Source organism: Puniceibacterium sp. IMCC21224 (genome assembly GCF_001038505.1).
Classification (GTDB): domain Bacteria; phylum Pseudomonadota; class Alphaproteobacteria; order Rhodobacterales; family Rhodobacteraceae; genus Puniceibacterium.
This window is the reverse complement of record NZ_LDPY01000001.1, coordinates 2,028,006-2,053,727: the sequence shown is the minus strand read 5'-3', so window position 1 is coordinate 2,053,727 and position 25,722 is coordinate 2,028,006. Positions and strand designations below refer to the sequence as shown.

Sequence of the window (25,722 nt, the reverse complement as noted above, 5' to 3'; positions counted from 1 at the left end):
CCCTCAGTTCTCGGCCACTTGCCGCGCGTCAGCCGCGTCGGCCAGTGCCGTATCGTATTGTGCCACCAGTGCTTCGACCGACGGGCCGATGCGGTCAAGGATTGGTGCCGGATAAACCCCCATCCACAGCGTCATCACCACCAGCGGCGCAAAAATCGCCTTTTCGCGCCGGGTCATGTCTTTGATGGTTTTTAGGCTTTCCTTGATCAGATCGCCCATCACCACCCGACGATACAGCCACAGCGCATAGGCCGCCGACAGGATCACGCCGCTGGTCGCAACCGCAGCAACCCAGGTGTTGGTCTGGAAAATGCCCATGAGCGTCAGGAATTCACCAACGAAACCAGATGTCCCCGGCAGGCCGACATTGGCCATGGTGAAGAACATAAAGATCATCGCATAGGCCGGCATCCGGTTCACCAGACCACCATAGGCGTCAATCTCGCGGGTGTGCATCCGGTCGTAGATCACGCCCACGCACAGGAACAGAGCGCCAGAGATAAAGCCGTGGCTGATCATCTGAAAGATCGCCCCATCAATACCCTGCTGGTTGCCGGCAAAGATCCCCATGGTGACATACCCCATATGGGCAACGGAGCTGTAGGCGATCAGCTTTTTCATATCCTCCTGCACCAGCGCGACGAGGCTGGTGTAGACAATCGCGATCGCACTCATCCACAAGACCAGCGGCGTCATTACCTCGGCGCCAATCGGGAACATCGGCAGACTGAACCGCAGGAAACCATAGCCCCCCATCTTGAGCAGGATCGCTGCCAGTACCACCGACCCTGCGGTCGGCGCCTGCACATGCGCGTCCGGCAGCCAGGTATGGACTGGCCACATCGGCATCTTGACCGCAAAGCTCGCAAAGAACGCCAGGAACATCATCGTCTGCAATCCGCCAATCACCTGGATTCCCAGCACGCTGATCGTTTCGGATGCAAAGTCATGGGTCATCAGCGTCGGAATATCGGTGGTGCCTGCGTCCGTGAACATCGCCACCATCGCCACCAGCATCAGAACCGATCCGAGGAACGTGTAGAGGAAGAATTTAAACGACGCGTAGATCCGGTTTTTGCCGCCCCAGATGCCGATGATCAAGAACATCGGGATCAGACCCGCCTCGAAGAAAAGGTAGAACAGCACCAGATCCAGCGCCATGAACACGCCAAGCATCAGCGTTTCCAGCAGCAGGAAGGCGATCATGTATTCCTTGACGCGGGAGTTGACGTCCCAGGACGCTGCAATCACCAGCGGCATCATAAAGGTGGTCAGCATCACAAACAGGATCGAGATCCCGTCAACGCCCATCTTGTACTGCGTGCCCAGCAGCCAATCACCCTGCTCAACCATCTGGAAGCCGGTGTTGGTCCGGTCAAACTGTGCCAGAATAAACAGCGAGATCAGGAAGGTGGCCGAGGTCGCAATCAGCGCCAGCCATTTCGCGTTCCGATCCGCAGCCGGATCACCGCCGCGCAGAAACAGGGCCAGGATCAGCGCAGCCAAAGCCGGAAGAAACGTGACAATGGAAAGAAGGTTATCCATTTACTCGACCCCTCCGACAAAGGACATCCAGGTGACGAGCACCGCAATTCCAACAACCATCGCAAAGGCGTAGGTAAAGATGTATCCCGATTGTGCCCGCCCGGCGAGCCGGGTGAAAAACGGCACAATTCCCATGGCAATACCGTTCAACGATCCGTCAATCACATCGCCATCGCCGCGTTTCCACAGCAAACGCCCCAGCGCCTTGGCCGGTTGTATGAAGATAAAGTCGTAGATCTCGTCAAAGTACCATTTGTTCAGCAGGAACTGATAGAGCGGTTGCTGACTTGCGGCCAAACGCGCGGGGAGTGTTGGGTTCATAATGTAGAACAGGAACGCCACGCCAAACCCGATGATCATCGCAATGAACGGGCTGATCTTGACCCAGACAGGCGCATGGTGGGCATCGTCGATCACGGTGTTGTCGCTGCCCATATAGATGGCACCCTGCGGCACGATCCCCCCCATGGTCACATGCGTGCCGTCGGCTGCGATTGCATGATCCGTGGCTTCACCCGCGTCAAGGCTGGCCGCACCCGAATGATCCGGCTCTGCCGCCTCTTCGGCACGGTCGGTTGCCGATGCTTCGGCATGCCCGGCTTCGACAGCGCCATGTTCCGAGGCCTCGGCGCGGTGTGCCGGAAGACCGAAAAAGGCGTTCATCTTGTCATGGTCGCCAAAGAAGCTGTTGTACCACAGCATCCCCGAGAAGATCGCGCCCAGCCCCAGGACCCCGAGAGGGATCAGCATGACCATCGGGCTTTCGTGTGCGTGTTCATGCGTGTGTTTGTCGCCGCGCGCCTCACCATAAAAAGTGAGGAAGATCAGCCGCCATGAATAGAAACTGGTGAACAGCGCCGCGACCACCAGCATCCAGAAGGCGTAACCGCCCTGGGTCCCGGCCCAAGCGCTTTCGATCACAGCGTCTTTGGACAGGAAGCCTGCAAAACCAATGTGGGTGAGCGGAATACCAACCCCAGTGATCGCCAGCGTGCCGATCATCATCGCCGCAAATGTATACGGGATCTTTTTACGCAGACCGCCATAATTCCGCATGTCCTGTTCGTGGTGCATCGCGTGGATCACCGAACCAGCGCCGAGGAACAGCATCGCCTTAAAGAAGGCATGCGTGAACAAGTGGAACATCGCGACGCCGTAGACGCCAACGCCAGCGGCCACAAACATATAGCCCAGCTGTGAGCAGGTCGAATAGGCAATCACACGCTTGATATCGTTCTGGACCAGCCCCACGGTGGCGGCAAAGAACGCCGTCGTCGCACCAAGGAAGGTGACAAATTGCATCGTCTCGGGTGCGTATTCCATCAGCGGTGACATACGGCAAACCAGAAACACACCGGCGGTCACCATCGTTGCGGCATGGATCAGGGCCGAAACAGGCGTCGGACCTTCCATCGCGTCGGGCAACCATGTGTGCAGGAACAATTGTGCCGATTTACCCATCGCGCCTATGAACAGCAGCAAAGCTATCAGGTTGGCTGCGTTAAATTCACTCCACAGGAACGAAATCTGCGTTTGCGCCAGCTGTGGTCCTGCGGCGAATACATCGTCGAACTTGATCGAATCCACCAGGTAGAACAGCCCAAAAATTCCCAGCGCAAAGCCGAAATCGCCGACACGGTTGACCACAAATGCCTTGATTGCCGCCGCGTTGGCCGTGGGTTTACGGTAGTAGAACCCGATCAAGAGGTAGGATGCGACGCCAACGCCCTCCCAGCCAAAGAACATCTGAACAAGATTGTCAGACGTCACCAGCATCAGCATGGCAAAGGTAAAAAACGACAGATAGGCGAAAAACCGGGGTTTGTAGACCTCGTCGTCTTTCCACTGCGGGTCGTGGTCCATGTAGCCAAAGCTATAAAGGTGAACCAACGCCGATACCGTAGTGATCACGATCAGCATGATCGCTGTCAGCCGGTCCAGACGGATCGCCCAATCAGTGCTGAGGGTGCCGCTTTCGATCCAGCGGAAAATCTCGATCTTGTCGGTGACGCCGTCAAAGGTCAGAAAGATGATCCACGAAAACGCGCAGGCCACAAACAGCAGCCCAGTGGAGACCCACATGGCGCCGCGTTCGCCGATCAGTTTCCAGCCGAACCCCGCAATCAGCGACCCCGCCAAAGGCGAAAAGAGGATGAGCGATTCCATGGGATCAGCCTTTCATCACGTTGACATCTTCCACGGCAATCGTGCCGCGGTTGCGGAAGAAGCAGACCAGAATGGCCAGACCGATCGCCGCTTCGGCCGCTGCAACCGTCAGGACAAACAGCGTGAAGACCTGCCCCACCAGATCGTTCAGGAACGACGAAAAGGCGACAAAGTTGATATTCACCGCCAGCAGCATCAATTCGATGCTCATCAGCAGGATGATCACATTCTTGCGGTTCAGGAAAAGCCCGAAGATGCCAATGACAAACAGCGTCGCCGCAACTGTCAAATAATGTTCAAGTCCGATCATCATGTCCCTCCGGGCCTGGCCCGTCTTTTTACTTTGGTTCGGCAGCAGGTTGCCTGCGGCCTGTCGTCTCGTGCCAGTTCGGGCCCCGTCAGAGACCCTGCCCAGGTTTCACATCACGCAGCTCCATCGCCTTGGCCGGATCGCGCATCATCTGGGCAACCACGTCCTGGCGTTTGATCCCGGTACGGTGGCGCAATGTCAGCACAATCGCGCCAATCATCGCCACCAGCAGGATCAGGCCTGCCAGCTGGAACAGCAGGAAATACTGATCATACAGTACCAGCCCCAGAGCGGCGGTATTCTCGGTTCCGGCGACGATTTCGTTCAAGCGCAAACCCTCAGCCGCATCAGAGGATTGCCATGCACCGAAGGCGATGGCGAATTGCATCAGGATGATCACGGCAAACAGCAACGCCAGCGGCATATAGCGCGCCATTTCAGCCTTGAGTTCAGCAAAGTCGATATCGAGCATCATCACCACAAACAGGAACAGCACCGCGACCGCGCCGACATAAACAATGATCAGCAGCATCGCGACAAATTCCGCCCCCAGCAGCACGAACAGCCCCGCCGACGACAGAAACGCCAGAATGAGCCATAGCACCGAATGCACCGGGTTGCGGCTGACGACGGTGAACAACCCGCCGACGATTGTGCTGATCGCAAAGAGGTAGAAGGCAAAGACGCTCATGTCTCGGGATCCTTTTTGTCTTCCATGACATCGCGCGCCAATTCCATGGCGCGGGTCATGGCCGGTATACCTGCGAACATCGACATCTGTGCGATGGTCTCGGCAATTTCGTCTTTGGTGGCGCCCGCCTCAAGCGCATGGCGTACAGTCATGCGCACCTGCGTATCAGCCTGTGCGCCCTGCATTGTCAGCCCGGCCAGCGTCAGCAACAGCCGGGTCTTGGCGTCCAGACCTTCCTTGCTGATGCCCCTGCCGAAACTCATCTCCATAAATTCCTTGGGCATTGTTGGCCAAAGCTGTTCAAACCCTTTGGGATCGAACGAGGTCATTGCCGGATTGAACGCCTTCGCCATCTCCTGCGCCTGCTCCATCATCAGCTCAAACGGGGTCTTGCCACTCATGCTGACGTCTCCTCAGTCTCAAAGACTTCTAATGCGGCGTTCATCGCGTTGATCATCGACGGCAAGCCACCATAGAGCGCCATCTGAAAGATGATCTCGCAGACCTCCTCGCGGCTGGCTCCGACGGCGCGGGCGCTGGCGATATTAACCTTGAGCTGGGGTCGCGTCTGCCCGCCAAGTGCTGCCAGAGCCGCTACTGTCGCAAGCAACCGGGTCTTTTCGTCGACCACGCCACGGGCGTAGAACTGGCCATACGCCACATCCACAACCGTGCGCGCCATGCCCGGAACCAAGGCGTCATACCGCGCTTGCAATGCGTCCTCCATCCCGGGATTCACCCGTTCAGAAAGCGCCTTGCCCCGCGTATAGGCGTCTGTATTTGGCTCATCCAGGCTCATCTGTAGGGCGCGTCCATTTCCAGATTGCGGGCAATCTCGGCTTCCCAGCGGTCGCCGTTTTCCAGCAACTTGGCCTTGTCGTAGTACAGTTCTTCGCGGGTCTCGGTGGCGAACTCGAAATTCGGCCCCTCGACAATCGCATCAACCGGGCAGGCCTCTTGGCAGAAACCGCAGTAGATGCACTTGGTCATGTCGATATCATAGCGCGTCGTGCGACGGCTGCCATCATCGCGCGGTTCGGCGTCGATGGTGATGGCCTGCGCCGGGCAGACCGCTTCGCAGAGTTTGCACGCGATGCAGCGCTCTTCGCCACTGGGATAGCGGCGCAAAGCGTGTTCACCGCGGAACCGGGGCGAAAGAGGCCCCTTTTCATGCGGATAGTTCAGCGTCGCCTTGGGACCAAAGAAATACTTAAGCCCCAGTTTCATGCCGACCCAGAAATCCTGAAGTAGCCAGTATTTCGCTGCGCGAGTGTAATCCATCTGAGCCATATCAGCCTCCTACGGTCCAGCGGGCATAGAGGCCCCAGAACCATCCGAATTTTGCCGCGAATGCTACGAAAACCACCCAGAACAGGCTGAACGGCAGGAACACCTTCCAGCCCAGCCGCATCAGTTGGTCGTAGCGGTAGCGCGGCGTGATCGCCTTGACCATAGCGAAGAGGAAGAAGAAGAACGCCATCTTGCCGACCATCCACAGCGCGCCATCCGGCAGGCCCGGAATGGGCGACAGCCAGCCGCCGAAAAACAGCAGCGATGTCAGCGCGCACATCAGGAAGATCGCGATATATTCGCCGGCCATAAACAGCAGGAATGGCGTCGAGGAATATTCCACCTGATAACCGGCAACCAGTTCGGATTCAGCCTCGGGGAGGTCAAACGGCGGGCGGTTGGTTTCAGCCAGGCACGAGATAAAGAACAGGAAGACCATCGGGAAATGCGGCAGCCAGTACCAGTTGAAGAACCCGAACGACCCGTCCTGCGCCCGCACGATGTCGCCAAAGTTCAGCGATCCGGTCGAGATGATGATGCCAATGATGATCAGGCCCAGCGACACTTCGTAGGAAATCATTTGGGCTGCCGACCGCAGCGACCCAAGGAACGGGTATTTCGAGTTCGAGGCCCAGCCCCCCATGATCACGCCGTAAACTTCGAGCGAGGAGACAGCCAACACGAACAGGACCGCCACATTGATGTCGGACAGAACCCATCCGTCAGAGAATGGAATCACCGCCCAGGCAATCATCGCAAGGACAAAACTGGTCAGCGGCGCCAGCATGAACACCGTCCGGTCCGCGCCTGCAGGCACAACGACCTCTTTGACGACATATTTCAGCGCGTCCGCTACGGTCTGCAACAGACCAAACGGGCCCACCACGTTGGGTCCACGCCGCATTTGCACGGCGGCCCAGATCTTGCGGTCCCCGTAAACCAGGAACAGCAGGCTCACCATGACAAAGCCCAGAACGGCAAGGCATTGCGCCACAATGATCAGGGCAATGCCGCCAGGAGTGGTAAAGAAATCAGCCATCAAGTCCTCATACCGTCGGTATTCCATTTTCCGCGCAGCTCGAAACGACAACTTCTGCGTCTATCGTCTTTAGTCCGCGCGGCAACGCTGGCGAGATCGTGTAAACCGCATCTCCGCGCCAGAGGCCACCCTCTTCGGACGCATTTGTGCGTAAATGACGCGCGAAACCGTAACCTCGTATCAAAGCATACTGTGCCGCAGCGCATTCTGCATAGGCAGCAACATCATCTGTGTCCCGCGCGCCCCGCATTTCGACCAGAAAGTTCACCAGATCGCCATCCAGAAGGCGGGTTTCGATTCCCTCGTATTCCGGCGCAAAGGGTCCGGTCTGCCGATCTGATGTGGCGCAGCCACCCAGCATGCAGACCAGCAAGGTGCAGGTGATCCCACGCATCCGCCTTACTCCGCCGCGAGCATTGTCTCTTTGCGCGCCTTAGCCCCGGCACTAAGTTCGGCCATTAGCTGGCTGGCGCGGGCAATCGGATTGGTCAGATAAAAGTCACGGATCGCATATCGGAAATCTGCTTTGGCCAGCTTGGCAGACTCGACTGGCTGCCAGTCATTTTCCGCGACCGAATCGATCGCCCCCAGATGCGGGACCGCCTTTATCAGCGCCTGACGCAGCTGCGCCAGCGAATCAAATGGCAATGTCGCGTCCAGTTCGGCACTTAGCGCGCGCAGAATAGCCCAGTTTTCTTTGGCCTCGCCGGGGGCGAACCCCGCGCGCAGGGCCAGTTGCGGCCGCCCTTCGGTGTTCACAAACAGACCGGATTCTTCGGTATAGGCTGCCCCGGCAGAATGATGTCGGCGCGATGTGCGCCGCGATCACCGTGGCTGCCCTGATAGATCACAAATGGCCCCGCCGCGATCTCGACTTCGTCAGCACCGAGGTTATAGACCACCTCCGCCCCACCCAATGCCGTCGCCATGCCGCCATCCGTAACAGCCCCCGCATCCAACGCGCCGACCCGGCCAGCAGCCGTATGCAGCACCATGAACTTGGATTTTGTCCGCTCCGCCAGTTGCATCGCTGCCGCAAGAACCGCCGCGCCATCTGCTTCGGTCAGCGCGCCGTGGCCGATAATGATCACCGACGGCTCGTCCAGAACCTTGTCGAACTTGTGGCCCAGCAGCCCATCCAGCGCGGCACGGTCAGTGCCAACATGGACATAATCATAGGTCAGATCGATCGGCGCACCGATCAGGCCGACGTTGGCACCATTGGCCCAGGCCTTGCGAATCCGCGCGTTCAGCACCGGCGCTTCTTCGCGCGGGTTGGTGCCAATCAGTTGAATGTGTTTGGCAGTATCAATATCCTCTATCGTCGCAGTCCCAACATAGGCCGAGCGGTTGTCAGCGGGCAATTGAGCACCATCGGTACGGCACTCGACATGGCCACCCTGCCCCTCGATCAGGGTTTTCAGCGCATAAGCCGCCTCGACCGGGGCCAGATCCCCAACCAGACCCGCGACCTTTTTGTCCTTCATCGCCGCAGCCGCAGCCGACAGCGCCTCGGGCCAGCTCGCTTTGCGCAGCTTGCCATTCTCACGAATATACGGCGTATCGAGCCGCTGACGCCGCAGCCCGTCCCAGACGAATCGCGTCTTGTCGCTGATCCATTCCTCGTTCACGCCGTCATGATTGCGCGGCAGGAACCGCATGACTTCGCGCCCCTTGGTATCCACCCGGATGTTGGACCCCAGCGCATCCATCACGTCGATTGATTCGGTCTTGGTCAGTTCCCATGGCCGGGCGGTAAAGGCGTAGGGTTTCGACACCAGTGCGCCCACCGGGCACAGGTCGATAATATTACCCTGAAGGTTCGAATCCAGCGTCTCCCCCAGATACGAGGTGATCTCGGAATCTTCGCCACGACCCGTCTGGCCCATCTGGGTGATGCCAGCCACCTCGGTGGTAAAGCGCACGCAACGGGTGCAGGAAATGCAGCGCGTCATGTGGGTTTCGACCAGCGGACCCAGGTCCAGATCCGTCGACGCCCGCTTGGGTTCGCGGAACCGGCTGAAGTCGACGCCATAGGCCATCGCCTGATCCTGAAGATCGCATTCGCCGCCCTGATCGCAAATCGGGCAATCCAGCGGGTGGTTGATCAGCAGAAACTCCATCACGCCCTCGCGGGCCTTTTTGACCATGGGGCTGTTGGTCCTGACCATCGGCGGCTCGCCATCCTTGCCGGGGCGCAGATCGCGCACCTGCATAGCGCACGAGGCGGCAGGCTTGGGCGGACCGCCCACAACCTCGACCAGACACATCCGGCAGTTACCCGCAATCGACAGCCGCTCGTGATAACAGAACCGCGGCACCTCGATTCCCGCCTGTTCGCAGGCCTGGATCAGGGTCATGGCACCGTCGACTTCGATCACCTGACCGTCGATATTGATCTTGCGGAGGTCTGACATGGTCTCACCTTGCTTTGAGAAGTGCGCCGATCTGGCTGCCCTTCGCGATTTCCTGTTTGCCCAGCCTGCAGTAGCCGGACTTGTCCCCGAGCGTCACCCCGTTGGCTTTGAGATAAGCCTCGCCTCGGGCGCGCATCCGCGCCTTTTCGGGTTTAGAGGTGACATGATCGTCAATTTCGTCGTCGGAATAGCCCAGTTCCCGCGCCTTGGACTTGAGCCGCGACAAAAACGTGTAGGCCGTGATTAGCCGAGCTGACACACCGTCACATTTGTTGCGGATCTCGTCTGCCATCGCGACAGCGAACAGCCCGTCATCAATCACCGCAACCTCGCGCAGCGGCGGTTTGGCCTGCGCCGCAGCCGCCATTGCGTTGGTCGACAGCGCCAGACACAGCGCAGCGGCCAAAGGATTTCCAAGCTTCATGCGCATTTCAATTCTCCTTGCATGCGAAACGGGCCTGCGATGCAAGCCCCCCACAGGCAAAGATGGGGACAGGAGCGGCAGATATGCAATAACACGCATTCCAACACCCTGTTATCGCCCCAATATTCATCATCCGGCGCAGGCTCCCTGAAAGGTCAGCGCGTCACCGTCCAAGCGCAACTGGTCCTGCGGCGTGTCAGGCCCGACCACCCAGTCAATGTCGCTTGTGCCGTAAAATTCGATGCAATGCTTGGTCCCCTCATAGCGCCCCGCCTCAATCGCGCCTTCCAGCCCTTTTGAAACTGGACTGACCGTGGCAACAAAGTGCTGGCGGTCTGCACGGGTCGAACTGACCTTGCCGCGGTAATTCACGCCATTGAAGGCATGCACGTTTGCACGGTCTCTGGTGCAGCTCGCCAACACCAGCGTCGCACATGTGATCAAAAGTACCGTCCGCATCATCGTCACTCCGCTGCGCAACTCTTGCTGTGCCATTCTGTCGCCGCAGCCAGGTATGTCCAGCCAAAGGCATCTTCGCTGTCACCATGCAGCCGCAAATGCGCTAGCCGCTCCAGCGCCTCGTCCAGTGCTGGCTGATGACCCTCGGGCACCCACCACATCACAAAATGCATCTCACCCAGAACCTCGAACCACTCGGCCCGCCGCTCATAGAACTGCCGGTGCACGGTGTTCCAGACAAAAGCTTCCAAAGTCTCGATATTTTCCCAAACGGTCAGGTTGCTGACCTGCTGCGGGTCTCTGTCGATCTTGGCCTCGGTATTGCCGGTGCCGGGTTCACCCGCCCCTTCCATCATCCAAACAAAGCCTGGCATCCGTTTGCCCAAACTGTTGATCCGGTCAAGGTTTTCCATGAACTCGGCCACGCGCGGATCGTCGGTCGGTGCCAAAAGGCGGCCCACGTTCAATTCGGCAAGATGATGTCCATGAGGCTGCATCAAAACACCGCCACAAACGTCAGGATCGCAGTCACGAGGATGCACAGCCAACTGATACCGTAAAAAGCCGATCGCAGCGGCTGAATTTCGGTTCCGATATGCACAACAGCCATCGCGACCCGCGACACCACAAAGATCGACGCCATAAGGTTCACCCAAAACGGCGGCGCCCCCGCCAGGATCGCGGCAATCGTCGCCGCCAGAAACGGGGCGGACGTCTCAAGTGCGTTCTGAAAGGCACGATCCCGGCGATAGACCGGGTCGGCATAGTCACGCCTGGGCTTGCCGCAGTCGCACCGCGCCACAGCCTTCCCGCTGATCGACACTCCCGACAGAACGATCACGATCAGCGCCCACACCGCCAGGGACGCTATGGCATGGGAATACTCTGGGAACAGACCCATCGGTCTACTCCGCCGCCACGGCGCTGACGCGCCCTGTGCGCTTGTGCTTGATCCGGTCCTCGATCTCGTCCCGGAAGTTGCGGATCAGGCCCTGGATCGGCCATGCGGCGGCATCACCAAGGGCGCAGATTGTGTGGCCCTCGACCTGCTTGGTCACGTCAAGCAGCATGTCAATTTCTTCAACCTCTGCCTCGCCTGAGACCAGACGGTCCATGACGCGCATCATCCAGCCGGTGCCTTCGCGGCAGGGCGTACACTGGCCACAGCTTTCGTGTTTGTAGAACTTGGACAGCCGCCAGATCGCCTTGATGATATCGGTGCTTTGATCCATCACGATGATCGCGGCTGTGCCCAGACCTGACCGCTGCTCGCGCAGATAGTCGAAGTCCATGATCGCCTCTTTCATGTGCTCGCCACGGATGCACGGCACAGAAGAACCACCGGGAATGACAGCTTTGAGGTTGTCCCAGCCGCCGCGAATGCCACCGCAATGTTTGTCGATCAGCTCTTCAAAAGTGATCGACATCGCCTCTTCGACGACGCAGGGGTTGTTGACGTGGCCCGAGATCGCGAACAGCTTGGTGCCTGCGTTATTCGGACGACCAAAGGACGAGAACCATTCAGGCCCCCGGCGCAGGATCGTCGGCACAACCGCAATCGATTCGACGTTGTTGACTGTCGTCGGGCATCCATAAAGGCCCGAGCCCGCCGGGAATGGCGGCTTCATGCGCGGCATGCCCTTTTTGCCCTCAAGGCTTTCGAGCAGCGCGGTTTCCTCACCACAGATATAGGCACCGGCGCCGTGATGCAGGTAAATGTCGAAATCATAGCCCGACCCGCATGCGTTGCGGCCGACCAGACCGGCCTCATAGGCCTCATCCATGGCGTTTTGCAGCGCCTCTTTTTCGCGAATGTATTCGCCACGAATGTAGATGTAGCAGGCGTTGGCCTGCATCGCGAAAGACGCAATCAGGCAGCCCTCGATCAGCGTGTGCGGATCGTGGCGCATGATCTCGCGATCTTTGCAGGTGCCCGGTTCGGATTCGTCCGCGTTCACCACAAGATAGGCCGGGCGACCGTCGCTTTCCTTGGGCATGAACGACCATTTCAGTCCAGTTGGGAATCCCGCCCCGCCACGTCCGCGCAGGCCCGACTGTTTCATCTGATCGACGATCCAGTCTTTGCCCTTGGCCAGAATGCCCGCTGTACCATCCCAGTGGCCGCGCGCCTGCGCGCCCTTCAGCGTGCGGTCATGCATCCCGTAAAGGTTGGTAAAGATCCGGTCTTTATCCTGCAGCATCGCTCAATCCTTGTCTTTCCGGCTGTCGCGCCAGAGCCCGTATATCATCCATAACGCCAGTCCGAACCCGGCAAGTGCCGCCAGATCGAATAACGCGCGAATCCGCTGGCTCCAGTCCAGCGCACCGCCCAGTGCGGTGGCACCGATCCAGAACAGCCCGACGCCAGCTATCAGCAACGCAATCACGCGCCCCTGGCGCCGGGTATCGCCACACTGTGTCATGCCGTTCCGCCCCGCCTTTAGTTCACAATGCCCGTGCCGAGAACTCGGTTTCGTCGCCGGCCGCAAGCAGTTTCGCCTGCGCCACCCACGTATCCCGGGTCACACGTCCTTTGAACCCTTCGAGGTTCTGATCGACCCAGGCGACCTCTGCCGCACTCCAACCGGCAATCTGGTCAAAATGGTAAAAGCCCAGCCGATTGCAGAGCTGTTCCAGTTTGGGGCCGATCCCCTTGATCCGCTTTAGATCATCCGCCGTTCCGCCACGAGGTCCTTCCAGAGTGGTTGGTCGGCTACTATCCGCCGCAGCCTCAGCTGCGCCGACCATTGGTTCGGCAGCAGCCGCCAGAGTGTTTGGTTCAGCCTCACCCTGGTACTTCCAGCTCCCCTTGCGTTCCGCCAGCTCGACCTGCCCCGCCAGCACCGTCGAAGGTTTGATCATCCCAACCGCAGTCTCCTCGACAGCAGCGCTCGGCTCATGCGGTACCTCGGACACCGGATCGCCGGTCGCAGGTGCGTCAACGGCTTCAGGTGCCTCGGGTGTCGGCGCAACAGCAACCTCAACCTCAATCAGCTCGTGCGTCGCGACTTGTGACGTTGGCGGCGCCACACTACTCGCCGTCGGTTGCCCGATGTCGCGACACAGAACCATGTTCAATAGCACACCGACCAGCACACACAGAACCAACCCAAGAAAGAGTGCACCGGCAAAGCCATAGCCGCCAAACAGAAGCAACAACAAGGCGATCAACACTCCGGCAGCCGCAGCAATGACCCAACATCCCTGGGCACACCCCATTACTTTGAGTGGCTCTCTCATCTCTTACTCTCCCTGTGGTCGATAAACGCTATTCGTAGACGTCCCCTTTTTTCACACGGGATGCGAATTCGGTTTCGCCCCCCGATGCCAGAGTCTGCGCCTGCGATACCCAATCATCACGCGTAACACGGCCCTTGAACCCCTGAAGATTCTGATCGACCCATGCGATTTCGTCGCCGGTCCACGCGGCAATCTGATCGAAATGATAAAAGCCCAGTTCGTTCAACAGCGCTTCCAGTTTAGGGCCAACCCCCTTGATCATCTTGAGGTCATCCGGCCCACCATCACGCGCCCCGCTGAGTGTCGCGGGCTTGACGCCCGGCGCATCCTCAGCCGTCGCCTTGTCTGACGCCGCCTCAGCCGGGGCACCACTCTCGGGGCGTCCAGTGGATTCCACCGGGGCCTCGCGTTTGTCGATCCCGGTGGAATCCACCGGACGATCATCCGCAAGTTCCGGGGTCGAGAGATCCGGCACCGCATCGCCTTTTTTGTCCGAGCGATCCTGCCACGGCGCGGTCAGCGGCACTTCGGTGCCGTCGATACGCTTAATGCTGTCACCGATGTCCACAGCGAGTTGCGCGCTGGCATTATACTGTGGCCGGTCCTTGGCATACTCCTGAAGGCTGGTCAGCCCCATCTTTGGCTCGGCCGCATAGCGCCCGTTCTGCGGACCCGGCACCGGCACCTTGCCATCCGCCAGTTCATCAAGGATCTCGGCCATCCGCGCAGTGGTCAGATCCTCGTAATAATCCTTGCCAATCTGCGCCATCGGCGCGTTGGCGCAGGACCCAAGGCATTCCACCTCTTCCCACGAGAATTTGCCGTCAGCCGACAACATATGCGCCTTTGCGGCGATCTTGTCCTTGCAGACACCGATCAGATCTTCGGCACCGCAAATCATGCACGAGGTGGTGCCGCATACCTGGATATGCGCAACGGTACCAACAGGTTGCAGCTGAAACATAAAGTAAAACGAAGCCACTTCGAGCACGCGCATATAGGCCATGCCCAGCATATCCGCGACACCCTCGATCGCGGGACGGGTCAGCCAACCCTCCTGCTCCTGGGCGCGCCACAGCAACGGAATGACCGCGCTGGCCTGACGCCCCTCGGGGTACTTGGTGATCTGAGCCTCGGCCCAGGCCAGATTGGCAGGCGTAAAGGCAAAGCTGTCAGGTTGCTCTTTGCTGAGTCTACGCAACATCGGCACAGGCTCCGGTTTTCAGTCGGAAGCCGCCGTTCGACAGCGCCACACCCTCTTCGAGCTGCAGCTTGTACGCCGCCACTTCCTGCACCTGTTCACGCGTGAGGCCAGTCTGCAATTCGACCGGGATGTAATCCGACTCGGACACCAGATCGCAGCCAATCGACGCGACGGCAGTGTCGAACACCGCGATCCGTTCTTTGTCGATGCCCTGCGGTGGCAGGGCACATGCGGCCAAAAAACTCAGGCCCGCAAGGCCAGTCACTACAGATTTCATCGGTCAATCTCCCCAAAGACGACATCCATCGTCCCGATAATCGCGGCCACATCCGCCAGTTGGTGACCGCTGGCCACATAGTCCATTGCTTGCAGATGCAGGAACCCCGGCGCACGTATCTTGGCGCGATAGGGTTTGTTGGTGCCGTCGGCAACGAGGTAGACACCAAATTCGCCTTTGGGCGCCTCAACCGCGACATAAACCTCACCCTCGGGGACGTGGAACCCTTCGGTATAAAGCTTGAAGTGATGAATGAGCGACTCCATCGAGGTTTTCATATCCCCCCGCGACGGTGGCGTGATCTTGCCTCGTGCCAGCACGTCACCCTGCCCCTCGGGGGCATTCAGTTTGACAATGGCCTGTTTGATGATGCTGAGCGACTGACGCATCTCTTCCATGCGCACCAGATAGCGGTCAAAGCAGTCGCCGTTCTTGCCGACGGGAATCTGGAATTCAAATTCATCGTAGCATTCATAGGGCTGCGCCCGCCGCAAATCCCAGGCGAGGCCAGAACCACGCACCATGACCCCAGAGAATCCCCAGTCGACGATATCCTGCTCGGTCACAACACCGATGTCGGCATTACGCTGCTTGAAGATCCGGTTTTCGGTCAACAGACCGTCGATATCGGCCAGAAACTTGGGAAATTCATCCGCCCAGGTGTCGATATCGTCCAGCAGGTCGGCAGGCAGATCCCGATGTACGCCACCGGGCCGGAAATAGGCCGCATGCAGGCGCGCACCACAGGCCCGTTCGTAGAACACCATCAGTTTTTCGCGTTCTTCGAACCCCCAGAGCGGCGGCGTCAGCGCGCCAACGTCCATCGCCTGCGTCGTGACGTTCATCAGGTGATTTAGAATACGCCCTATTTCGCAATACAGCACGCGGATCAGGCTGGCGCGGCGCGGCACCTGCACGCCTGTCAGCTTTTCGATCACCAGACACCAGGCATGTTCCTGATTCATTGGCGCGACATAATCCAACCGGTCAAAATACGGCAGATTCTGCAGATAGGTGCGGCTTTCCATCAGCTTTTCGGTGCCGCGATGTAGCAGGCCAATATGCGGGTCGCAGCGTTCCACAATTTCGCCGTCCAGCTCAAGCACCAGCCGCAACACGCCATGCGCGGCGGGGTGCTGCGGGCCAAAGTTGATGTTGAAATTGCGAATCTTCTGCTCGCCCGTCAGGGCGTCGTCGAAACCTTTTGCGCCGTCCATCATGCGTTGTCCTCCGGTGGAGTCCATTTTTCGGGAAAGGCAATCAGCCAGATCGCAACCAGCGCGGCCAGGCCGCCAACCGCAAAGGCAGACAGCGCCCACCAGGCACTGTAGCCGTGCTTTGGCAGCAGCCGTGATAGAGGATAAGCCCAGACCAGCCCACACAGCAGGTACATCAGCACAAATCCAAACGCCCCAAGCGACGGGTCATAAAGCGGCATGGCGAGCGGGCTCACTTGGCAGCCTCCTTCTTTTCGTCACCGGGCAGCACATATTGCGCACCTTCCCAAGGCGACATGAAATCGAACTGGCGATATTCCTGCACCAGGCTCACCGGCTCATAGACGACGCGCTTTTGCTCATCATCATAACGCACTTCGGTATAGCCCGTGGTCGGGAAGTCCTTGCGCAGCGGGTGGCCGCGAAATCCGTAGTCGGTGAGGATGCGCCGAAGGTCAGGATGCCCCGAGAACAGGATGCCGAACATATCGAACACTTCGCGCTCGAACCAATTGGCCGAGGGATGGATCGCGGTCACCGATGGCACCATCTCATCTTCACGAATGCTGACGCGCAGACGGATGCGATGGTTCTGGTACATCGACAGGAAGTGATAGACCACGTCGAACCGCTTGGGCCGCTGCGGGTAATCAACCCCGGTGATGTCCACCAGCGACGAAAATCGGCAGGTGCTGTCGGTCTTAAGGAACTCAACAAGTCCCTTGATGCTCGACGGGGCGACGTCGACATTCAGCTCGCCATGCGACACATCCCACCCAAGAACGCAATCGGGGCGTTTGAGGGCGATATAGCCGCCCAATTCCAACAAGGCTTCGGTCATCGTACAAGCGTCCCGTGCGCCGGATCTTTCGTTGCAGCGCCAGAATGCCGTATAGAAGCGCCTCGGCTGTCGGCGGGCAGCCCGGCACATACACATCCACCGGAACGATGCGATCGCAGCCGCGCACAACACTATAGCTGTAGTGATAGTAACCGCCACCATTGGCACATGATCCCATCGAGATCACGTAGCGCGGTTCGGGCATCTGGTCATACACCTTGCGCAGCGCCGGTGCCATCTTGTTGGTCAGCGTCCCCGCCACAATCATCAGATCCGACTGGCGCGGACTGGCACGCGGCGCGGTGCCAAAGCGTTCAAGGTCATAGCGCGGCATCGAGGTGTGCATCATCTCGACCGCACAGCAGGCCAGACCAAACGTCATCCAGTGCAGCGACCCGGTGCGCGCCCAGTTGATGATGTCTTCGGTCGAGGTCAGCAGAAAACCCTTGTCGGCGAGTTCCGCATTCAGTGCCTGCGTTGCAACCTCTTTGTCGCCGCCCGCGGTGTTGGCACCAGTCTGCACTTTTTCAGCCATCACTCCCATTCCAGGGCCCCCTTCTTCCACTCATAGGCAAAGCCGATGGTCAGGACCGCCAGAAACACCATCATCGACCAGAAGCCGACCATGCTCACATCCTGAAAGGCCACGGCCCAGGGAAAGAGAAACGCAATCTCAAGATCGAAGATGATAAACAGGATCGACACCAGATAGAACCGCACATCGAATTTCATCCGGGCATCATCAAACGCGTTGAACCCGCATTCGTAGGCGCTCACTTTTTCTGGATCTGGATTGCGCACAGCGATGATCACACCGGCCAGGATCAGAACAAGCCCCAACCCCACGGCGATCACCAGAAACACAAGGATGGGGAGGTACTCCCTCAGCATCTCTTCCACGAGGCGGCTCCTTTCCCGTCGCGCGTCCTGCGCGCGGCGTCAAATTGGCTGACTTGACTTGCTACCATGACTTATCCCTGCTCCCCGGCGGGGTCAACCAAGCGCACAATGCCAGTGTCTTGGGAAAAAGGGTTCAGATTCAACCCTCTATCCTAAATTTTCCCGGTACAAACGGGCCATAGCGGCAAATTTACAAAACATTCGCTGCCAAATTGGGCGCACAGCCCACGCCCAACCCGCCACATCAGCGACTCGCATCCGGCTGTGGCCCCCTGTGCCGCGTTCAAAAGACTTTTACCAAAACTATTCAGAAAAGTTCAGGCATCCAACCCGGAACAGGACCTTTGCCTGATACTGGGCTCAACCGATCTCGGGCACCGGATAGAAATCCTTGGTATAGAAATCCTGCACGCCATCGCGAAGGCGCGCCCTCTGGTATCCCTCACGAGTCTCAAGTCGTGCGACATAGGCCTGAAGCCGCGGATAGGCGTCCAGAGAAACGTAATACGGAGCCGCAAACAGGTTGAACCCCATCATCGTATCCACGGACGAGAACCGGTCGCCCAACAGCCAGGGGCCCTGCTCTAACAGGCGCTCCAGCGCGGCGAGTGTCCCCGCAAGTCGGGCAGTGTTGACCTTGATAACCACCGGCGAAGCCTGCGCCGGATCACGCAGGAAAATGTGATTCAGGTTCAACTGCTCCACCACCGATGCCATGGTTTCGGCAAAGTGCAGAAATTCCAAAAAGCGCGGCCTTTGCGGATCGCCAACGTCACGTCCCAATCCGGCCTCTGGATACCTCTCACTCAGCAATTCCACGATTGCGCCGCTCTCGAACACGGTCAGACCATCAATCTCCAACGCCGGAACCCGGCCCGCCGGCGACAGGCCTTGAAACGCGCCGCGCAACGATCCGTCGCGGATCGCGTAAGGCACAACGTCAAAGTCTAGCCCTAACTCCTCAAGCAGCCACAGCACCCGAAACGAGCGTGAGAACGGGACGTGATGCAAACGGATCATGCGGCAGTTTTCCTGTTGTGTTCAAAATTCTATCTCGCGAACTTTGCAAATACGTCTGCCGGTCACACCATAGCTGTCATCAGCTCGCGTCCGATCAGCATGCGGCGGATTTCAGAGGTGCCGGCTCCGATCTCCATCAGCTTGGCATCGCGAAACAGCCGCGCAACCGGCGCATCGTTCAGGAACCCGGCCCCACCCATCGCCTGCACCGCCTGATGTGCCTGCACCATCGCCTGTTCCGAGGCATAGAGGCAGCAGGCCGCCGCGTCCTGACGGGTGACATCGCCGCGATCACAGGCCTTGGCCACTTCGTAGACATAGGCGCGGGCAGAATTCATCGCAGTGTACATATCGGCAATCTTGCCCTGCATCAGCTGAAACGACCCGATTGACTGGCCAAATTGCTTGCGCTCGGCGATGTAGGGCATCACCTCGTCAAGGCAGGCCGCCATGATCCCGGTGCCAATCCCGGCCAGCACAACGCGTTCATAGTCGAGCCCCGACATCAGAACGCGCACGCCCTTGCCCTCTTCGCCCAGAACATTTTCGAACGGCACTTCGACATCCTCAAAGATCAGCTCGGCGGTGTTTGATCCACGCATTCCCAGCTTGTCGAAATGCGGGCTGGTCGAAAACCCCTGCATCGTCTTTTCGATCAGAAAGGCGGTGATTCCCTTGGATCCCGCGTCGGGATCGGACTTGGCATAGACCACCAGCGTATCGGCGTCCGGGCCATTGGTGATCCAGTATTTGTTGCCATTCAGGACATAGCGGTCATTGCGTTTCTCGGCCCGCAACTTCATCGACACCACGTCTGATCCAGCCCCGGACTCGGACATCGCCAAAGCGCCGACATGCGCGCCTGCCACCAGTCCCGGCAGGTAAGTCTGGCGCTGCTCAGGGGTGCCGTTCAGCTTGATCTGATTGACACACAGGTTGGAATGCGCCCCATAGGACAGCGAAACCGAGGCCGAGGCGCGGGCAATCTCTTCGACCGCGATGACATGGGCAAGGTATCCCATACCCGCACCGCCATATTCCTCGGGCACCGTGATCCCAAGCAGGCCAAGATCGCCCATTTCGCGCCATAGCTCGGGCGGAAAGATATTGCTGCTGTCAACCTGCGTCGCCATCGGGCGGATACGATCCTGTGCCCAGCGGTGGACCATGTCACGCAGGGCATTCACGTCCTCACCCAAATCGAATTTCATCACCGCGTTGAACACCTGCAGTCCCTCCCCCTTTTGACAGACGCCAGTCTACCGGACGCCTGTGCAATTTTCAGCTCACGCGGCCACCGAGTCAGCCAATCTGGATGTCGGTTGTGTTTGGCCCGTCGTCAGGTGACAGCGTTGCATGGGGCACCGCGAAATTCAAAGCGATAGCGACCGTGACGGATGACCCCATCGACACCGGTGGCGACGCGATCGTCCATTTCCGTCCAAACTTCGGACGTTCCGGTCATACCGGCGCGGACTGGAATACCACAGCCACCTCGGCCCGAATGATTCGCGCGATTTGCGCACAATCCTCAAGGCTGAAGGTCAGCGGCAATCGCAGATCGATAATCCCGTCCAGGATTCGGTCCGATGTCGGCATCGCCTCCGACGGTGCATAGCGCCACGAAGAATAGCGCGACGTGAACGCCACAGGCTCAGTCCCGCCAAACCATTTCAGATCAACCCCGCGTGCCGAACAGCGGCGCAACACCTGGCGCACAGCGTCGGCTGACCAATCAAGCAGCAGGAACTGGAGTGATGATCCGACAAACTGCTCGGCAGCTGATCGCGGGATCAACTGAAGGCCGGGCAGATCGTGCAGCCCCGCCTCGACCACCGCATAGCGTTCGTTCCAGCGCGCCACCCGCGCGTCCAGATCCCGCAACTGTGGCCGCAGGATCGCCGCGCGCAGGTTATCCATCCGCCCCGAGATGTTTGGCGTGATGTATTTTACCGCCTCGAACGCCTCGGGTGGCGGGGCGGCGCGGTGGCGGGAATACAGCATATAGGACCCCGACAAGATCACCGACCGGGCCATCAGGTCGGCATCATCACTGACCAGAAATCCCCCCTCGCCCGAATTTACATGCTTGTAGGTCTGGCAGGAATAGCAGCCGATCACGCCATGACGTCCCGACGGCACACCGTTCCAGCTGGCCCCCATGGTATGGGCGCAATCCTCGATCACCCGCACACCCGCTGCGTTGCACAGCGCAATCAGCCGGTCCATGTCGCAGATATGACCGCGCATATGGCTAAGCATCAGCACGTTTGCCTGATCCAACTTGGCCGCAAGGTCATCAAGGTCGATGGTCAAAGCCTCGGTGACGCCGACAAACACCGGCACCGCGCCAACGGCGGCAATCGCACCTGGTACGGGCGCCAGGGTAAAGGCGTTGGTCAGCACCTTATCGCACGGCCCCACCCCAAGAGCCCGCAACGCTGTGGCCATGGCATAGCCACCCGACGCCACCGCAAGGCAATAGCGCGCGCCGATGAGGGCCGCAAATTCCTCTTCCAGCAGCGCGGTTTCTGCGATCTCATCGCCCTGCGTATTGTAGCGATGCAAGCGACCATGGCGCAGCACGTCAAGAGCCGCCGCGATTCCGTCATCGGAAATCGGCTCTTGTTGGGTGAAACTGCCCGTGAATATCTCGTCCATGGTGCATTGATGCGGGACAACCAAGGGCCGGTCAATGGGGCCTCGCGTGTCGGCGGGATGTCTTAGCCGATCAACCTGGTGACGACGCCCGCAAGTTCATCAAAATGGCCGATCAGCGCCTCGGGATCCAGCGCCGCCATATCCCCGCCGGATGGGCCGAAGGTAACCAACACGCAGGGCACCCCTGCCGCTCGCGCCGTGTTCCGGTCCGTCACCGTATCCCCGATCAGACAGCTTTGCGCTACGGCACCGCCCGCCTGCTCGACCGCTGCAACATAGGGTGCCGCGTCAGGTTTGCGGGTTGTCAGAGTGTCCGCCCCGATCAGCGACGCAAAATGCGACCGAATCCCCAGCGCCTGTAACAACTGCTCGGCCAGTCCCTCGGGTTTGTTGGTGCAGATCCCGACTTTGTAGCCCGCCTCGAGCAGCTTTGTCACCGCAGCCAGCGCACCGGGATAAAGCACCGTATGAGTAGCAATTGCTTTGCCGTATTCCTCCAGCAGAACCGGATACCAGCGATCCACGTCCTCAACACTTAGGGCGTCGATGCGTTCCAGCCCCAGCGTCAACATCGCCCGCCCGCCGCGCAGTGCCGTGCCCGCATCGGTTGCCGGGTCCAGTTGCGGACCATCCCCACGCGCGACAAAACAGGCGTTGGCGGCGGCGATCAGATCGCCACTTGTGTCCGCCAAAGTGCCGTCGAGATCAAAAATCACTGTCCGCATATTTTCCCCATCCCTCATTTACCTGTCACAACCCGCAATCCATCGTGAAGCCATGCCACCTTGCCCTGCGCCACAGGACCGATAAAACGGGCCCAGTCAAATAACAAAAGAGAGTGTGGCATGAGCATCGCATTGGTCATCCTGGCCGCAGGCAAGGGCACCCGAATGGAGTCCGACACCCCAAAGGTGCTGCACAAGATCGCCGGCGCGCCGATGCTGGTGCACGCAATGCAGGCCGGATCGGCGCTCGCCCCGGATCGGATCGTAGTGGTCGCAGGGCACGGCGCGGATCAGGTCAGCGCCGTCGTGACCGATTACGATGCCGAGGCCAGCGTGGTACGACAAGACGAACAGTTGGGCACTGCGCATGCTGTCGCACAGGCGCGCGACGCACTGCACGGATTCGACGGCAATGTGCTGGTGCTGTACGGCGACACCCCGTTCATCCGCCAGCAAACCCTCGAAAAGATGGCCGTCGCACGGGCGCGCCATAATCTGGTCGTGCTGGGATTCGACGCCGCAGATCCGGGCCGATATGGTCGACTGGTGATGCAAGGCGACAAGCTGGAGCGAATTGTCGAATACAAGGACGCCTCCGAGGACGAGCGCGCCCTGACACTGTGCAACTCCGGGGTTCTTATGGCGAATTCGGCAACGTTGTTCGATCTGATCGCCGGAGTCGGCAACGACAATGCGGCGGGGGAATATTACCTTACCGATATCGTAGCGCTGGCCCACGCCCGCGGCCTGACAGCCACCACCGTGACCTGCGACGAATCTGAGACGCTGGGCATCAATTCGCGACCCGAGCTGGCCCGCGCCGAGGCGCTGTTCCAGACCCGCGCCCGCGCCGCTCTGATCGAGGATGGGGTCGCCATTCAGGCCCCCGAAACGCTGTTCCTGTCTTATGACACCACCATCGGCCGCGATGCCGAGATTGAGCCGAACGTGGTCTTCGGCCCCGGTGTCACAGTGGAATCCGGTGCCCGCATCCGCGCCTTTTCGCATCTCGAAGGGTGCCACGTGTCACGCGGCGCAGTGGTCGGCCCCTACGCCCGTCTGCGCCCCGGCGCGGAACTGGCCGAGGACGTGCATGTCGGCAACTTTGTTGAGATCAAGAACGCCCATCTCGACACTGGCGTCAAAGCCAACCATCTAAGCTATATAGGTGATGCCGACATCGGCGAAGGCACCAATATCGGTGCCGGCACCATCACCTGCAACTACGATGGCGTGTTCAAGCATCGCACAACCATTGGCGCACATGCCTTTATCGGCTCCAACACCATGCTGGTTGCCCCGGTTCGCGTGGGCAACAACGCGCTTACCGGCAGCGGGTCAGTGATCACCAGTGACGTGCCTGACGATGCTTTGGCGCTGGGACGCGCCAAACAGGCCACAAAGGACGGTTACGGCCGCAAACTGGTCGAGATGCTAAAGGCCAAAAAAGCCAGGCTGCAAAAGGAGACTGACTAATGTGCGGTATCGTTGGGGTTCTCGGGGATCATGAGGTCGCGCCAATCCTTGTTGAGGCGTTGAAACGGCTGGAATATCGCGGCTATGACAGTGCGGGCATTGCCACCGTGAACGATGGTCATCTCGATCGTCGCCGCGCGGTTGGCAAGCTGGTCAACCTGTCGGATCTGCTGGTGCATGAACCGCTGGCAGGCAAGGCCGGGATCGGCCACACCCGCTGGGCCACACATGGCGCCCCGACCACTTCGAACGCGCACCCGCACAAGGCCGGACCAGTGGCCGTTGTCCATAACGGCATCATCGAGAATTACCGTGAACTGCGCGAGGAACTTGCCCAGCACGGCTACAGCTTTGCCACCCAGACGGATACCGAAACCGTGGCACTGCTCACGCAACATCATCTGGCGCAGGGCCTGAACCATGTGCAGGCGGCCGAGCACACGCTGGCGCGCCTCGAAGGGGCCTTTGCACTGGTGTTCCTGTTCGATGGCGAAGACGATCTCATGATCGCCGCGCGCAAAGGATCGCCGCTGGCCGTTGGCCACGGCGACGGCGAAATGTATGTTGGATCGGATGCCATCGCGCTGGCCCCGCTCACCGACCGCATCACCTATCTGGCCGAGGGCGACCGCGCGATCATCACCCGCAAGACGCTTGAAATCAGAGACAAAGATGGTCGGCTGGTCAATCGGCCGGTCAAACTCATCCACGCGGATGCCACCCGCGTCGACAAGGCGGGGTACAAACACTTTATGGCGAAAGAGATCGCCGAACAGCCCACGGTTCTGGCCGATGCGCTGAACAGCTATCTGGATGGTGACACCATTCGACTGCCCGGCGACGGACTTGATTTCACCGGGATCGAGCGGCTGACCATGGTGGCGTGCGGTACCGCCTTTTATGCATGCCTGACAGCGAAATACTGGTTCGAACAACTGGCGGGCCTGCCAGTCGAAGTCGATGTCGCCTCGGAGTTCCGCTACCGCGAGCCGCCGATCACACCCGGAACGACCGCCCTGTTCGTCAGCCAGTCCGGCGAAACCGCCGACACCCTCGCTGCGCTGCGTTATTGCGAGGGCAAGGCCGAGCAGATCGTATCAATCGTCAATGTGCCCGAATCCTCGATCGCCCGCGAAAGCGATCTGGCCCTGCCAATCCATGCAGGAATCGAGGTCGGTGTTGCCTCGACCAAGGCATTTACCTGCCAGCTCAATGTGCTGCTGCTGCTGGCCCTGAAGGCGGCGGTGGAGCGTGGTCGCATGACGCCAGAAACCCGGACCGAAATACTGTCGGCCCTGCGCGGATTGCCCGGTGTGTTGAACATCGCTCTGGACCGCGACCCGGTGATCCAGAAAGCCGCGCGGCTGATCGCCGAGGCAAGGGATGTGCTGTTCTTGGGACGCGGCCTGATGTACCCCCTCGCCCTTGAGGGCGCCCTTAAACTAAAAGAAATCAGCTATATACACGCCGAAGCTTATGCATCAGGCGAACTTAAACACGGGCCCATCGCCCTGATCGACAAGACGGTGCCAGTTGTGGTCATGGCTCCGCGTGACACTCTGTTCGACAAGACCGTGTCGAACATGCAAGAGGTCATGGCCCGTGGCGGCAAAGTGCTGCTGATCACCGATGCCGCTGGGGCCGCCGCCGCAGGCCAGGATGTCTGGCAAACCATCGTGCTACCCGAAGTGCCCAGCGTGCTGAGTCCGATCCTCTACGCCCTGCCCGCGCAACTGCTGGCCTATCACACGGCGGTCGCCAAAGGCACAGACGTGGACCAACCCCGCAATCTGGCCAAATCTGTCACGGTTGAATAATCT

General features: G+C 59.5%; 28 protein-coding genes and 2 pseudogenes. 2 read left to right on the top strand and 28 right to left on the bottom strand.

The window, feature by feature from the left end; genetic code table 11:
* Positions 1 to 3: 3 nt before the first annotated feature.
* The 28 genes and pseudogenes from IMCC21224_RS09485 to IMCC21224_RS09350 all read right to left on the bottom strand — a co-directional run bounded on the left by IMCC21224_RS09485 (position 4) and on the right by IMCC21224_RS09350 (position 22,426).
* The gene (locus tag IMCC21224_RS09485; RefSeq protein WP_047995147.1) at positions 4 to 1,545 is read right to left on the bottom strand and encodes an NADH-quinone oxidoreductase subunit M; all 1,542 of its coding nucleotides are present in this window, start codon (positions 1,543 to 1,545) and stop codon (positions 4 to 6) included.
* Positions 1,546 to 3,711, bottom strand: coding sequence for an NADH-quinone oxidoreductase subunit L (gene nuoL, locus IMCC21224_RS09480; RefSeq protein ID WP_047995146.1), 2,166 nt, complete (start codon positions 3,709 to 3,711; stop codon positions 1,546 to 1,548).
* A 4-nt stretch (positions 3,712 to 3,715) separates the two neighbouring features.
* Positions 3,716 to 4,021, bottom strand: coding sequence for an NADH-quinone oxidoreductase subunit NuoK (gene nuoK / locus IMCC21224_RS09475; protein WP_047997009.1), 306 nt, complete (start codon positions 4,019 to 4,021; stop codon positions 3,716 to 3,718).
* A gap of 88 nt (positions 4,022 to 4,109) precedes the next feature.
* Complete coding sequence (locus IMCC21224_RS09470; protein WP_047995145.1) at positions 4,110 to 4,712, bottom strand: NADH-quinone oxidoreductase subunit J; 603 nt, start codon at positions 4,710 to 4,712, stop codon at positions 4,110 to 4,112.
* Positions 4,709 to 5,113, bottom strand: coding sequence for a carboxymuconolactone decarboxylase family protein (locus IMCC21224_RS09465; RefSeq protein WP_047995144.1), 405 nt, complete (start codon positions 5,111 to 5,113; stop codon positions 4,709 to 4,711). The genes IMCC21224_RS09470 and IMCC21224_RS09465 overlap by 4 nt, the downstream gene beginning before the upstream one ends.
* Positions 5,110 to 5,511 carry a carboxymuconolactone decarboxylase family protein gene (locus IMCC21224_RS09460; RefSeq protein ID WP_047995143.1) on the bottom strand — a complete coding sequence of 134 codons (402 nt, stop codon included), beginning with the start codon at positions 5,509 to 5,511 and terminating at the stop codon, positions 5,110 to 5,112. The genes IMCC21224_RS09465 and IMCC21224_RS09460 overlap by 4 nt, the downstream gene beginning before the upstream one ends.
* Entirely contained in the window at positions 5,508 to 6,002 is a 495-nt protein-coding gene (nuoI, locus tag IMCC21224_RS09455) for an NADH-quinone oxidoreductase subunit NuoI (RefSeq protein WP_047995142.1), read from the bottom strand. Before nuoI ends, IMCC21224_RS09460 begins: the two co-directional genes overlap by 4 nt.
* Before the next feature lies 1 nt (position 6,003).
* A complete protein-coding gene (gene nuoH, locus IMCC21224_RS09450) occupies positions 6,004 to 7,041 on the bottom strand; it encodes an NADH-quinone oxidoreductase subunit NuoH (protein ID WP_047995141.1) in 1,038 nt (345 codons plus the stop codon).
* Positions 7,042 to 7,048: 7 nt separating this feature from the next.
* Positions 7,049 to 7,402, bottom strand: a complete 354-nt coding sequence (locus IMCC21224_RS09445; RefSeq protein ID WP_231582141.1) for a hypothetical protein — start codon at positions 7,400 to 7,402, stop codon at positions 7,049 to 7,051.
* 38 nt (positions 7,403 to 7,440) lie between these two features.
* A pseudogene (gene nuoG, locus IMCC21224_RS09440) lies at positions 7,441 to 9,458 on the bottom strand (NADH-quinone oxidoreductase subunit NuoG).
* Positions 9,459 to 9,462: 4 nt separating this feature from the next.
* Positions 9,463 to 9,888: a DUF5333 domain-containing protein gene (locus IMCC21224_RS09435; protein WP_197089189.1), complete on the bottom strand. Its 426-nt coding sequence runs from the start codon at positions 9,886 to 9,888 to the stop codon at positions 9,463 to 9,465.
* A gap of 123 nt (positions 9,889 to 10,011) precedes the next feature.
* Positions 10,012 to 10,341, bottom strand: coding sequence for a hypothetical protein (locus IMCC21224_RS09430; protein WP_047997007.1), 330 nt, complete (start codon positions 10,339 to 10,341; stop codon positions 10,012 to 10,014).
* Positions 10,342 to 10,346: 5 nt separating this feature from the next.
* Positions 10,347 to 10,838, bottom strand: a complete 492-nt coding sequence (locus tag IMCC21224_RS09425) for a DUF3291 domain-containing protein (RefSeq protein WP_047995139.1) — start codon at positions 10,836 to 10,838, stop codon at positions 10,347 to 10,349.
* On the bottom strand, positions 10,838 to 11,242 hold the full coding sequence (locus IMCC21224_RS09420; protein WP_047995138.1) for an MAPEG family protein: 405 nt from the start codon (positions 11,240 to 11,242) through the stop codon (positions 10,838 to 10,840). The genes IMCC21224_RS09425 and IMCC21224_RS09420 overlap by 1 nt, the downstream gene beginning before the upstream one ends.
* A gap of 4 nt (positions 11,243 to 11,246) precedes the next feature.
* Positions 11,247 to 12,542, bottom strand: a complete 1,296-nt coding sequence (nuoF, locus tag IMCC21224_RS09415) for an NADH-quinone oxidoreductase subunit NuoF (protein ID WP_047995137.1) — start codon at positions 12,540 to 12,542, stop codon at positions 11,247 to 11,249.
* 3 nt (positions 12,543 to 12,545) lie between these two features.
* Positions 12,546 to 12,764, bottom strand: a complete 219-nt coding sequence (locus IMCC21224_RS09410; RefSeq protein ID WP_047995136.1) for a DUF5337 domain-containing protein — start codon at positions 12,762 to 12,764, stop codon at positions 12,546 to 12,548.
* A gap of 22 nt (positions 12,765 to 12,786) precedes the next feature.
* Positions 12,787 to 13,581 carry a hypothetical protein gene (locus IMCC21224_RS27015; protein WP_047995135.1) on the bottom strand — a complete coding sequence of 265 codons (795 nt, stop codon included), beginning with the start codon at positions 13,579 to 13,581 and terminating at the stop codon, positions 12,787 to 12,789.
* Positions 13,582 to 13,609: 28 nt separating this feature from the next.
* Positions 13,610 to 14,785, bottom strand: coding sequence for an NADH-quinone oxidoreductase subunit E (locus IMCC21224_RS09400; protein ID WP_047995134.1), 1,176 nt, complete (start codon positions 14,783 to 14,785; stop codon positions 13,610 to 13,612).
* Entirely contained in the window at positions 14,775 to 15,062 is a 288-nt protein-coding gene (locus IMCC21224_RS09395) for a hypothetical protein (RefSeq protein ID WP_047995133.1), read from the bottom strand. The genes IMCC21224_RS09400 and IMCC21224_RS09395 overlap by 11 nt, the downstream gene beginning before the upstream one ends.
* Positions 15,059 to 16,279: an NADH-quinone oxidoreductase subunit D gene (locus IMCC21224_RS09390; protein ID WP_047995132.1), complete on the bottom strand. Its 1,221-nt coding sequence runs from the start codon at positions 16,277 to 16,279 to the stop codon at positions 15,059 to 15,061. Before IMCC21224_RS09390 ends, IMCC21224_RS09395 begins: the two co-directional genes overlap by 4 nt.
* A complete protein-coding gene (locus IMCC21224_RS09385) occupies positions 16,279 to 16,515 on the bottom strand; it encodes a hypothetical protein (RefSeq protein ID WP_156178205.1) in 237 nt (78 codons plus the stop codon). Before IMCC21224_RS09385 ends, IMCC21224_RS09390 begins: the two co-directional genes overlap by 1 nt.
* The gene (locus tag IMCC21224_RS09380) at positions 16,512 to 17,120 is read right to left on the bottom strand and encodes an NADH-quinone oxidoreductase subunit C (protein ID WP_047995130.1); all 609 of its coding nucleotides are present in this window, start codon (positions 17,118 to 17,120) and stop codon (positions 16,512 to 16,514) included. The genes IMCC21224_RS09385 and IMCC21224_RS09380 overlap by 4 nt, the downstream gene beginning before the upstream one ends.
* Positions 17,121 to 17,124: 4 nt before the next feature.
* Positions 17,125 to 17,655: pseudogene (locus IMCC21224_RS09375) on the bottom strand (NADH-quinone oxidoreductase subunit B family protein); the annotation flags it as partial.
* Positions 17,655 to 18,020, bottom strand: coding sequence for an NADH-quinone oxidoreductase subunit A (locus IMCC21224_RS09370; protein ID WP_047995129.1), 366 nt, complete (start codon positions 18,018 to 18,020; stop codon positions 17,655 to 17,657). The pseudogene IMCC21224_RS09375 and the gene IMCC21224_RS09370, both read right to left, overlap by 1 nt.
* Before the next feature lie 360 nt (positions 18,021 to 18,380).
* Positions 18,381 to 19,040: a glutathione S-transferase family protein gene (locus IMCC21224_RS09365; RefSeq protein WP_047995128.1), complete on the bottom strand. Its 660-nt coding sequence runs from the start codon at positions 19,038 to 19,040 to the stop codon at positions 18,381 to 18,383.
* 62 nt (positions 19,041 to 19,102) lie between these two features.
* On the bottom strand, positions 19,103 to 20,266 hold the full coding sequence (locus IMCC21224_RS09360; protein ID WP_047995127.1) for an isovaleryl-CoA dehydrogenase: 1,164 nt from the start codon (positions 20,264 to 20,266) through the stop codon (positions 19,103 to 19,105).
* A gap of 235 nt (positions 20,267 to 20,501) precedes the next feature.
* Positions 20,502 to 21,701 (bottom strand): DegT/DnrJ/EryC1/StrS aminotransferase family protein, encoded by a 1,200-nt coding sequence (locus IMCC21224_RS09355; RefSeq protein WP_047995126.1) that lies wholly within the window; start codon positions 21,699 to 21,701, stop codon positions 20,502 to 20,504.
* 62 nt (positions 21,702 to 21,763) lie between these two features.
* Entirely contained in the window at positions 21,764 to 22,426 is a 663-nt protein-coding gene (locus IMCC21224_RS09350; RefSeq protein ID WP_047995125.1) for an HAD-IA family hydrolase, read from the bottom strand.
* Positions 22,427 to 22,546: 120 nt separating this feature from the next.
* On the opposite strand from IMCC21224_RS09350, the gene glmU reads away from it, so the two are divergent.
* On the top strand, positions 22,547 to 23,902 hold the full coding sequence (gene glmU, locus IMCC21224_RS09345; protein WP_047995124.1) for a bifunctional UDP-N-acetylglucosamine diphosphorylase/glucosamine-1-phosphate N-acetyltransferase GlmU: 1,356 nt from the start codon (positions 22,547 to 22,549) through the stop codon (positions 23,900 to 23,902).
* Positions 23,902 to 25,719 (top strand): glutamine--fructose-6-phosphate transaminase (isomerizing), encoded by a 1,818-nt coding sequence (gene glmS / locus IMCC21224_RS09340; protein WP_047995123.1) that lies wholly within the window; start codon positions 23,902 to 23,904, stop codon positions 25,717 to 25,719. Before glmU ends, glmS begins: the two co-directional genes overlap by 1 nt.
* The last annotated feature ends 3 nt before the right edge of the window (positions 25,720 to 25,722 follow it).

What these genes read in the sequence shown, in the direction of transcription:
- IMCC21224_RS09485 (WP_047995147.1), bottom strand. Translation starts at nt 1,545, where the DNA reads ATGGATAACCTTCTTTCCATTGTCACGTTTCTTCCGGCTTTGGCTGCG.
- nuoL (WP_047995146.1), bottom strand. Translation starts at nt 3,711, where the DNA reads ATGGAATCGCTCATCCTCTTTTCGCCTTTGGCGGGGTCGCTGATTGCG.
- nuoK (WP_047997009.1), bottom strand. Translation starts at nt 4,021, where the DNA reads ATGATCGGACTTGAACATTATTTGACAGTTGCGGCGACGCTGTTTGTC.
- IMCC21224_RS09470 (WP_047995145.1), bottom strand. Translation starts at nt 4,712, where the DNA reads ATGAGCGTCTTTGCCTTCTACCTCTTTGCGATCAGCACAATCGTCGGC.
- IMCC21224_RS09465 (WP_047995144.1), bottom strand. Translation starts at nt 5,113, where the DNA reads ATGAGTGGCAAGACCCCGTTTGAGCTGATGATGGAGCAGGCGCAGGAG.
- IMCC21224_RS09460 (WP_047995143.1), bottom strand. Translation starts at nt 5,511, where the DNA reads ATGAGCCTGGATGAGCCAAATACAGACGCCTATACGCGGGGCAAGGCG.
- nuoI (WP_047995142.1), bottom strand. Translation starts at nt 6,002, where the DNA reads ATGGCTCAGATGGATTACACTCGCGCAGCGAAATACTGGCTACTTCAG.
- nuoH (WP_047995141.1), bottom strand. Translation starts at nt 7,041, where the DNA reads ATGGCTGATTTCTTTACCACTCCTGGCGGCATTGCCCTGATCATTGTG.
- IMCC21224_RS09445 (WP_231582141.1), bottom strand. Translation starts at nt 7,402, where the DNA reads ATGCTGGGTGGCTGCGCCACATCAGATCGGCAGACCGGACCCTTTGCG.
- IMCC21224_RS09435 (WP_197089189.1), bottom strand. Translation starts at nt 9,888, where the DNA reads ATGCGCATGAAGCTTGGAAATCCTTTGGCCGCTGCGCTGTGTCTGGCG.
- IMCC21224_RS09430 (WP_047997007.1), bottom strand. Translation starts at nt 10,341, where the DNA reads ATGCGGACGGTACTTTTGATCACATGTGCGACGCTGGTGTTGGCGAGC.
- IMCC21224_RS09425 (WP_047995139.1), bottom strand. Translation starts at nt 10,838, where the DNA reads ATGCAGCCTCATGGACATCATCTTGCCGAATTGAACGTGGGCCGCCTT.
- IMCC21224_RS09420 (WP_047995138.1), bottom strand. Translation starts at nt 11,242, where the DNA reads ATGGGTCTGTTCCCAGAGTATTCCCATGCCATAGCGTCCCTGGCGGTG.
- nuoF (WP_047995137.1), bottom strand. Translation starts at nt 12,542, where the DNA reads ATGCTGCAGGATAAAGACCGGATCTTTACCAACCTTTACGGGATGCAT.
- IMCC21224_RS09410 (WP_047995136.1), bottom strand. Translation starts at nt 12,764, where the DNA reads ATGACACAGTGTGGCGATACCCGGCGCCAGGGGCGCGTGATTGCGTTG.
- IMCC21224_RS27015 (WP_047995135.1), bottom strand. Translation starts at nt 13,581, where the DNA reads ATGAGAGAGCCACTCAAAGTAATGGGGTGTGCCCAGGGATGTTGGGTC.
- IMCC21224_RS09400 (WP_047995134.1), bottom strand. Translation starts at nt 14,785, where the DNA reads ATGTTGCGTAGACTCAGCAAAGAGCAACCTGACAGCTTTGCCTTTACG.
- IMCC21224_RS09395 (WP_047995133.1), bottom strand. Translation starts at nt 15,062, where the DNA reads ATGAAATCTGTAGTGACTGGCCTTGCGGGCCTGAGTTTTTTGGCCGCA.
- IMCC21224_RS09390 (WP_047995132.1), bottom strand. Translation starts at nt 16,279, where the DNA reads ATGGACGGCGCAAAAGGTTTCGACGACGCCCTGACGGGCGAGCAGAAG.
- IMCC21224_RS09380 (WP_047995130.1), bottom strand. Translation starts at nt 17,120, where the DNA reads ATGACCGAAGCCTTGTTGGAATTGGGCGGCTATATCGCCCTCAAACGC.
- IMCC21224_RS09365 (WP_047995128.1), bottom strand. Translation starts at nt 19,040, where the DNA reads ATGATCCGTTTGCATCACGTCCCGTTCTCACGCTCGTTTCGGGTGCTG.
- IMCC21224_RS09355 (WP_047995126.1), bottom strand. Translation starts at nt 21,701, where the DNA reads ATGGACGAGATATTCACGGGCAGTTTCACCCAACAAGAGCCGATTTCC.
- IMCC21224_RS09350 (WP_047995125.1), bottom strand. Translation starts at nt 22,426, where the DNA reads ATGCGGACAGTGATTTTTGATCTCGACGGCACTTTGGCGGACACAAGT.
- glmU (WP_047995124.1), top strand. Translation starts at nt 22,547, where the DNA reads ATGAGCATCGCATTGGTCATCCTGGCCGCAGGCAAGGGCACCCGAATG.
- glmS (WP_047995123.1), top strand. Translation starts at nt 23,902, where the DNA reads ATGTGCGGTATCGTTGGGGTTCTCGGGGATCATGAGGTCGCGCCAATC.